This is a genomic window from Clostridia bacterium, assembly GCA_017620395.1.
GTDB lineage: Bacteria > Bacillota > Clostridia > Oscillospirales > RGIG8002 > RGIG8002.
On record JAFZQJ010000019.1, the window covers coordinates 1 to 7644 of the forward strand.

At 56.5% G+C, this 7644-nt stretch carries 7 protein-coding genes; 2 read left to right on the top strand and 5 right to left on the bottom strand.

The window, feature by feature from the left end:
• The first annotated feature begins 314 nt into the window (after positions 1-314).
• Both fba and gap read left to right on the top strand, forming a co-directional pair.
• On the top strand, positions 315-1283 hold the full coding sequence (gene fba / locus J5441_03500) for a class II fructose-1,6-bisphosphate aldolase (protein ID MBO4934220.1): 969 nt from the start codon (positions 315-317) through the stop codon (positions 1281-1283).
• 422 nt (positions 1284-1705) lie between these two features.
• A complete protein-coding gene (gap, locus tag J5441_03505; GenBank protein MBO4934221.1) occupies positions 1706-2776 on the top strand; it encodes a type I glyceraldehyde-3-phosphate dehydrogenase in 1071 nt (356 codons plus the stop codon).
• Positions 2777-3072: 296 nt separating this feature from the next.
• On the opposite strand, the gene J5441_03510 is transcribed toward gap, so the two are convergent.
• From J5441_03510 to J5441_03530, 5 genes are all read right to left on the bottom strand, one after another.
• Complete coding sequence (locus J5441_03510; protein ID MBO4934222.1) at positions 3073-3444, bottom strand: hypothetical protein; 372 nt, start codon at positions 3442-3444, stop codon at positions 3073-3075.
• Between the two features lie 86 nt (positions 3445-3530).
• Positions 3531-3743, bottom strand: a complete 213-nt coding sequence (locus tag J5441_03515; protein ID MBO4934223.1) for a hypothetical protein — start codon at positions 3741-3743, stop codon at positions 3531-3533.
• Entirely contained in the window at positions 3733-4278 is a 546-nt protein-coding gene (locus J5441_03520) for a hypothetical protein (GenBank protein MBO4934224.1), read from the bottom strand. Before J5441_03520 ends, J5441_03515 begins: the two co-directional genes overlap by 11 nt.
• A gap of 240 nt (positions 4279-4518) precedes the next feature.
• A complete protein-coding gene (locus tag J5441_03525) occupies positions 4519-5481 on the bottom strand; it encodes a sugar phosphate isomerase/epimerase (protein MBO4934225.1) in 963 nt (320 codons plus the stop codon).
• A 550-nt stretch (positions 5482-6031) separates the two neighbouring features.
• The gene (locus J5441_03530; protein ID MBO4934226.1) at positions 6032-7477 is read right to left on the bottom strand and encodes an LTA synthase family protein; all 1446 of its coding nucleotides are present in this window, start codon (positions 7475-7477) and stop codon (positions 6032-6034) included.
• Between the last annotated feature and the right edge of the window lie 167 nt (positions 7478-7644).

Sequence of the window (7644 nt, forward strand, 5' to 3'; positions counted from 1 at the left end):
AGGCAATTTGCTCCTTAACTGACGCGAAGCGTCAATATCACTGCGGCGAAGCCGCAATATCACTATCGCGGAGCGATAATATCACTGACGCGAAGCGTCAATATCACTGCGAACGAAGTTCGCCCGTGGGATTCCTCGTCGTCGCATTCGGCTCCACGGAACGGCAGCCCTTTCCTATCATAATAATTTCACAAAAAACCTCTTGATATTTCCCGCAAAGGTGATATAATATATTAGTTATAAAATCGGGCAGTACGGCGCGGACACGCGGACGCCCCGCCCGGACAAACAAATGGTACAAAGGAGAAAACACTATGCCGTTAGTAACTTCTACCGAAATGTTCAAGAAGGCATACAGCGGCGGCTACGCCGTCGGCGCCTTCAACGTCAACAACATGGAGATCATCCAGGGCATCACCGAGGCCTGCCGCGAAGAGCACGCCCCCGTGATCCTGCAGGTTTCCAAGGGCGCCCGCGCCTACGCGAACCGCACCTATCTGGTCAAGCTCGTGGAAGCCGCGGTCATCGAGTGCCCCGACATCCCGATCGTGCTCCATCTCGACCACGGCGACACGTTCGAGACCTGCAAGAGCTGCATCGACGACGGCTTCACCTCCGTCATGATCGACTGCTCCTCCAAGCCCTTTGAGGAAAATATCGAAATCACCAAGCAGGTGGTCGAATACGCCCACGCGCACGGCGTGGTCGTAGAAGCCGAGCTGGGCACCCTCGCCGGCATCGAGGACGAAGTCAAGGTCGCGGCGGACGCCGCCTCCTACACCCGCCCCGAAGAGGTCGAGGAATTCGTCAGCCGCACCGGCTGCGACTCCCTGGCGATCGCGATCGGCACGAGCCACGGCGCGTATAAGTTCACCGCCGCGCAGTGCACCCGCAACGAAAAGGGCGTCCTCGTTCCGCCTCCGCTGCGCTTCGACGTGCTCCACGAGTGCGAAAAGCGCCTGCCCGGCTTCCCGATCGTCCTCCACGGCTCCTCCAGCGTTCCGCAGGAGTACGTCAAGATGGTCAACGAGAACGGCGGCAAAATGCCCGACGCCGTCGGCATCCCGGAGGAACAGCTCCGCGAAGCCGCCCGCAGCGCCGTCTGCAAGATCAACATCGACTCCGACCTGCGCCTGGCGATGACCGGCACGATCAGAAAGTTCTTCAACGAGCACCCCGAGAAGTTCGACCCGCGCGAATACCTCAAGCCCGCCCGCGCGAACATCAAGGAAGTCGTCCGTCATAAGCTGGTCGACGTCCTCGGCTGCGCCGGAAAGGCGTAAAAGCGGTTATTTTCAGTCCTTTGCGGCTTGTCGGCGGCATAGCCGCGTTCCGAGGCGGGCAGATAGCAATGTCATCCCGAGGGCGAAGCCCGAGGGACCCCACACCGAAAGAAGACAGCTGCAAAGGGAGGGGGATTCCTCGTCGGCGCGTTCGCGGCTCCTCGGAATGACAGAGGGCGCCGCAAATCACCTGAAAATCCCGCGCTTTTCAATCTCTCGAGTTCACGCTGCCGTTTCGTTCGGCTCCCCTGTGCAAGGGGAGCTGGCGCGAAGCGCCTGAGGGGTTGTCGGCTTCCTTAAAGCCGACTGCGTAATTGCACAACCCCTCCGTCATCCTCGGCTCGCGCCTCGGATGCCACCTCCCCTTGCACAGGGGAGGCTCACCAACGTCTACAAAAAACTAACATAAGGAGAAAACAATCATGGCAGTAAAAGTAGCAATCAACGGATTCGGCCGTATCGGCCGCCTGGCGTTCCGCCAGATGTTCGGCGCTGAAGGGTACGAGGTCGTCGCGATCAACGACCTGACCAGCCCGAAGATGCTCGCCAACCTGCTGAAGTACGACTCCGCCCAGGGCGGCTACTGCGGCTTCATCGGCGAGAACAAGCACACCGTCAGCTCCAAGGAGCCCGTCATCGACGAAGAGACCAAAGCGGTCATCACCCCCGGCTCCATCACCGTCGACGGCAAAGAGATCACCATCTACAGCGAAGCGAAAGCCGCCAATCTCCCCTGGGGAGAGCTCGGCGTTGACGTCGTGCTCGAATGCACCGGCTTCTACACCAGCAAGGCGAAGAGCCAGGCGCACATCGACGCCGGCGCGAAGAAGGTCGTCATCTCCGCTCCCGCGGGCAACGACCTGCCCACCATCGTCTACAACGTCAACCACAACACGCTGAAGCCCGAGGATACCATCATCTCCGCGGCCTCCTGCACCACCAACTGCCTCGCCCCGATGACGAAGGCGCTGAACGACGCGTTCCCGATCGTATCCGGCATCATGACCACGGTCCACGCCTACACCGGCGACCAGATGATCCTGGACGGCCCGCACAGAAAGGGCGACCTGCAGAGAGCCCGCGCCGGCGCCGCGAACATCGTTCCGAACACCACCGGCGCCGCGAAGGCGATCGGCCTCGTCATCCCCGAGCTGAACGGCAAGCTCATCGGCTCCGCGCAGCGCGTTCCGGTCATCACCGGTTCCACCACGATCCTCGTGGCGGTCGTCAAGGGCAAGGATATCACGGTTGAGAAGATCAACGACGCGATGAAGGCCCAGCAGAGCGAGAGCTTCGGCTACACCACCGAGCGCCTCGTTTCCGGCGACATCATCGGCATGCGTTACGGCTCGCTCTTCGACGCGAACCAGACCATGGTCACCAAGATCGACGACGACACCTATCAGGTCCAGGTCGTTTCGTGGTACGACAACGAGAACTCCTACACCAGCCAGATGGTCCGCACCATCAAGTACTTCGCCGAGCTGAAGTAAGAGAAAGCAAAAAAGAAGGACGCGCCTGCGGCGCGTCCTTTTTTATCTGCCGCCTTTGGCGGCAATACCACTGTGCGAAGCATAATAACACTGCGGCGAAGCCGCAATACCACTGACGCGAAGCGTCAATATCACCGCCGCCGCAGGCGGCGCAATGCCTCCCCTGTGCAAGGGGAGGTGCCCCGAAGGGGCGGAGGGGTTGTCCGTAGGGGCAATTATCAATCGCCCGCGAAGTCGAGCGCAAGCACAAACGAGGATGCCCCAAGGTATCCTCGTTTGTGTTTCGACATATATCATTAATCAATGTAGTCTTTTAAATCTGACAGTCTATTCTCGACTTCCGAAATATTTCCGGTTCTTATTTTAAACCCGAGCATATAAATATCAGAAGTAACAACAACACCATAATAATAGAAGTCACTCCGTGCGTCGTCATCCTTATATTTTAATGCTTCCTCTTGAACAAGGTCTGACAGATTTTCTAATTTATTACCCGCTTCGTCAGTTGTGATTCGGCCATTGAGATACTGTTCTGCTACACTAATAGCTTCTTTAATGTATTCGCTTGTTTTTTCACTGACTATATCTGCTTTCCCACAACCAGCTATTGCAAAAGTAAGCACCAGAATGAATACCACAGAAATAATTGCTTTGATTCTTGATTTCACATAATCACAACCTTTCATTTACAATAATATCATAACTCCATTTTTTAGTCAATAATAACTGCTTATGTTTCGTGTCAAGTTGATCCTCATAAGATGCCCGGAATACTCGTATTTATATCAAGATATGGTATGCCACATATGTCAACCACGCATTCCTCATCATAATCTTTGCTTTCAAATCCTTCAATTAATAACCCCGTTGGTGTAAAATGCGCAGGTTTGTTTATATATAACATGGTCCCTATTGGGTAACTGCTAATTTCTGAAAAAACAACTCCCCCTATCCCTTTAATGCTCATATAAGATGTCCCACAAAAACGACGCATTCGGGCTTACCATAAAAATGTATAATTTGTACTTTTCAGAGTCAAAACTCTTGCTTTCCTTATTCAAAATGAACTCTCTAATCTGATCGTCTCCAAAGCAATTATCACTAATATCACAATGCATAGTCAGAATTGCTTTAAGAATTCTAAGCGGATGAGTTTTTATAGAAAATGAGCACGACTGTCCGACGGATAAATTGCTTGTCTTTATAATGCTATGGAAAGCGTGAGCTAAATCAACGTATTCATCCATATACCACGATCCAGTATTATTATTACAATCACCGCATAAGTAATAACCGCCGCCACCACGTTGATTATCTTTTCCATATATATTCTTTTCACTAATCTCGCTCTCATCAATCATCGGTGCTGTATCGTTAATATCCTTTAAAAAATAGTTAACTACAGTCTCAGAATTAAACGCTTTATTTGGAGGAACATGTTCAAATGTCAATTTTCGCTTTTTGCCACAAAGTTTACATATTCCTTCATTAGTTATCGCCATTTATAGTCCCCTTCACCATTCTAAAAAATTTTGATGTTTTGGCATATAAACTCTGTTTATTATCATAAAACTGTAAAACGTCTGAATACGGCTCCCGCTTCCCTTTCGGGAAGCGGGGTTTCAGTTATATTGCCCGCGGCGCGGGCAGTGATATTTGCCTTCGGCAAGTGATATTGCTCACTTGCGTTCGCAGTGGTATTGCGCCTGCGGCGCAGCTGAGCAAATCGCTGCGCGATTTGCTCACGCCCACCACATTTCGCCTTTGGGCTGGAACGCCATGACGTCCTTCAGGAAGCGGATCGCCTTCATCAGCCCTTCGCCGCCGCAGAAGAGGCTGTCCTCGTGCTCGATGCTGATGACGTAGTCGTAGCCGACGGTGCGCAGGGCGCTGACGATCTCCTTCCACTTCTTGACGTCCATGCCGTAGCCGACGGAACGGAAGATCCAGCTGCGGTGCAGCTCGTCGCTGTAATGCTTGGTATCCAGCACGCCGTTGACGGCGGTGTTGTACTTGTCTATCTTCGTATCCTTCGCGTGGAAGTGGAAGATCGCGTCGCCGAGCTCGCGGATGACCATGACGGGATCCATTCCCTGCCAGACGAGGTGGCTCGGGTCGAGGTTCGCGCCGAGGTTTTCGCCCGCCGCTTCGCGCAGGCGGAGCATCGTCTCGGTGTTGTAGACGCAGAAGCCGGGGTGCAGCTCGAAGGCGATCTTCACGCCGTGCGCCTTCGCGAACTTCTCCTTTTCGCGCCAGTAAGGGATGAGCACCTCGTTCCACTGGTAATCGAGGATATCGAGGAACTCCGGCGGCCAGGGAGCCGTCACCCAGTTCGGATGCGACGCGGTCGGGCAGTCGCCGGGGCAGCCGGAGAAGGTGTTGACGACCGGCACGCCCATCTTCTCCGCGAGCAGTATGCCGCGGGTCAGGACGCTGTCGTATCCGGCGGCGGTCTTCGCGTCCGGATGGACGGGGTTGCCGTGCGCCGAGAAGGCGGAAATGGTTATCCCGCGCGACTCGAATTCGCGGCGGAACGCCTCCGCGGCGCGGTCGTCGGAAACGAGCAGCTCGGGGTCGCAGTGGTCGTGGCCGGGGAATCCGCCGACGCCGAGCTCCGCGGCCTCGATGCCGTTTTCGGCGAGGAAATCGAGCGCCTGCGCGAGGTTTTTGTCGTTGAGTACGGGTGTGAATACGCCGAGTTTCATGTGGTGGTCCTCCTTATAAACTGCCGCGAAGCGGCAATATCACTGACGCGTACGCGTCAATATCACTATGGCGAAGCCATAATATCACTTGCGCCGAAGGCGCATATCGCGTCACGCGAAGCGTGACATATCGTGTCGGCGAAGCCGACATATCGTATTTGCCGAAGGCAAATATATCGCGCTGCCGAAGGCGGCATATCGCCGCCGGCGAAGCCGGCGCGGGCTCCCTCAGACGAGGGACCCCGCCGCCGTTGAAAACGGCGATGACTGAGGGAGGGAAAAACCTCTCCTTTTTATAAAACGTCATCTCAGAGGCAGGGCTTTTCCCTCCCTCCGTCTTGCCGTCCGCTTACGCGGCCGTCAATCCACCTCCCTCGTCTGAGGGAGGTCCGCTCACTGCGTTCGCGGCGATATTCCTCGCTTCGCTCGGTGCGATATATCGGCTTCGCCGATGCGATATATCCGCTGACGCGAATACGATATATCAGCTGCGCCGATACGATATGTTCGCCTGCGGCGAACGAGTGCCGCCCGCAAAACGGGCAGCGCGCTACGCGCCGAACACTTTCCTGTAATAGTCTCTCTTAATCAGTTCCCCCGACATCCTGAACATGACCTTGACCTTCTCGGTCGTCTCCTCCACGTAGGCCTTCTGCGCCTCCTCGCTCTCGAAGACGACGCCCTCGGCGGGGGTGAACTCGCGGTCGCCGGCGTAATACTTGCCCTTGTCGGAGATCCAGCTCCTGCCGTAGAAGGTGATCAGCGGCTCGGCGTCGGGATCGAGCAGGTCGCGCCCGAAGAGCAGGCGGCTGTCGTATTCGAAGCCGAAGAGGTTGGACAGCGTCGGGATAATATCTATCGTATTCGCCGGAACGGTTATCTCCGGCGCGTTTTTGTACCCGGGGCAGTAGAGCAGGAACACGCTGCGGTAATAGTCGAAATGCTTCTCAAGCTCATGGCCGGCGAGCTCCTCCATCTCCTTGTAGGAGATCATCTGCGGCGTGTGGTCGGGGGTGACGCAGAAGACGGTCTTCTCGAGCTGGCCGGTCTTCTCGAGCTCCGCCATCAGCCATTCGAGCGCGCGGTCGAGCTCGGCGTTGGCGGCGACGTACGCCTTGCACTTCTCGGAAAGGTCGAGGTTCTCGACGAGCTCGCGGTTCTTCGCGCTCATCCGGTTGCCGTCCCAGGAGTAGTCGCAGTGTCCGCTGACGGACATATAGTACGCGTGGAACGGCTTGCCGTCGTTTTTGCCCGCGTACTCGGAGAATGAGGACTGCACGGCCTCGAGGTCGCTTTCCGGCCATGAGCTCGGATGCTCGAGCACGAGCTTGTACTCCTTCTTGTCGACGCCGTCGACGACGCCGCCGCGGTTGCCGCGGAAAACGTCGTAGCCGAGGTTGGAGTGGGTCTTGTTGCGGTCGTAGAAGGTGTAGGAATGCGGGTGGTACGCGTAGGTGCGCACGCCGAGCTTCTGGAACTGCGCCCCCATGGTGAAGGGCAGGAGGTTATCCTTGACCTTCTTCATGTGGTTCGGCACGCCGGCGCTGGGGATCAGGCCGGTGACGTGCTCGAATTCGCCGGTGATGGTGTCGTCCTGCCCGGCGGTGAAGAAGTTGGTGAAGCGGAAGCCCTCCTGCTGCATCTTATACAGCGTGGGCGTGACGCCTTCGCGTATCGCGTAGGGCGAGAAGCCCTCGGCGGTGATCATCACGAGGTTGTAGCCCTCGAAAAGACCTGTGTATTCGTTCTTCATCGTGGGGACGCGGTCGCGGAAATACTCGTGCATCCCGCGCAGGTCGGCGTTTTTCTCGGCGGCGATCAGCGCGTCGAAGTCGATATCCATGACGTTCGGCTCGTAGACGACCGGCTCCGGCTCGGGAAGCGGCTCCGCGGAGCTGCCGGACGAGCTGCCCGCGCCCGCGGGCTTCCGCGGCGAACACGCCGCCGCGCCGAGCGCGGTGAGGATTATAAGGATGGATGCAAGGACTCTCTTCATAGGGTAATGCTTCTCTCTGTCTTGCGCCGAAGGCGCATATCACGTCACGCGAAGCGTGACATATCGTGTCGGCGGAGCCGACATATCGTATTTGCCGAAAGGCAAATATATCGCGCTGCCGAAGGCGGCATATCGCCGCCGGCGAAGCCGGCGCAACTCCCGAGGCA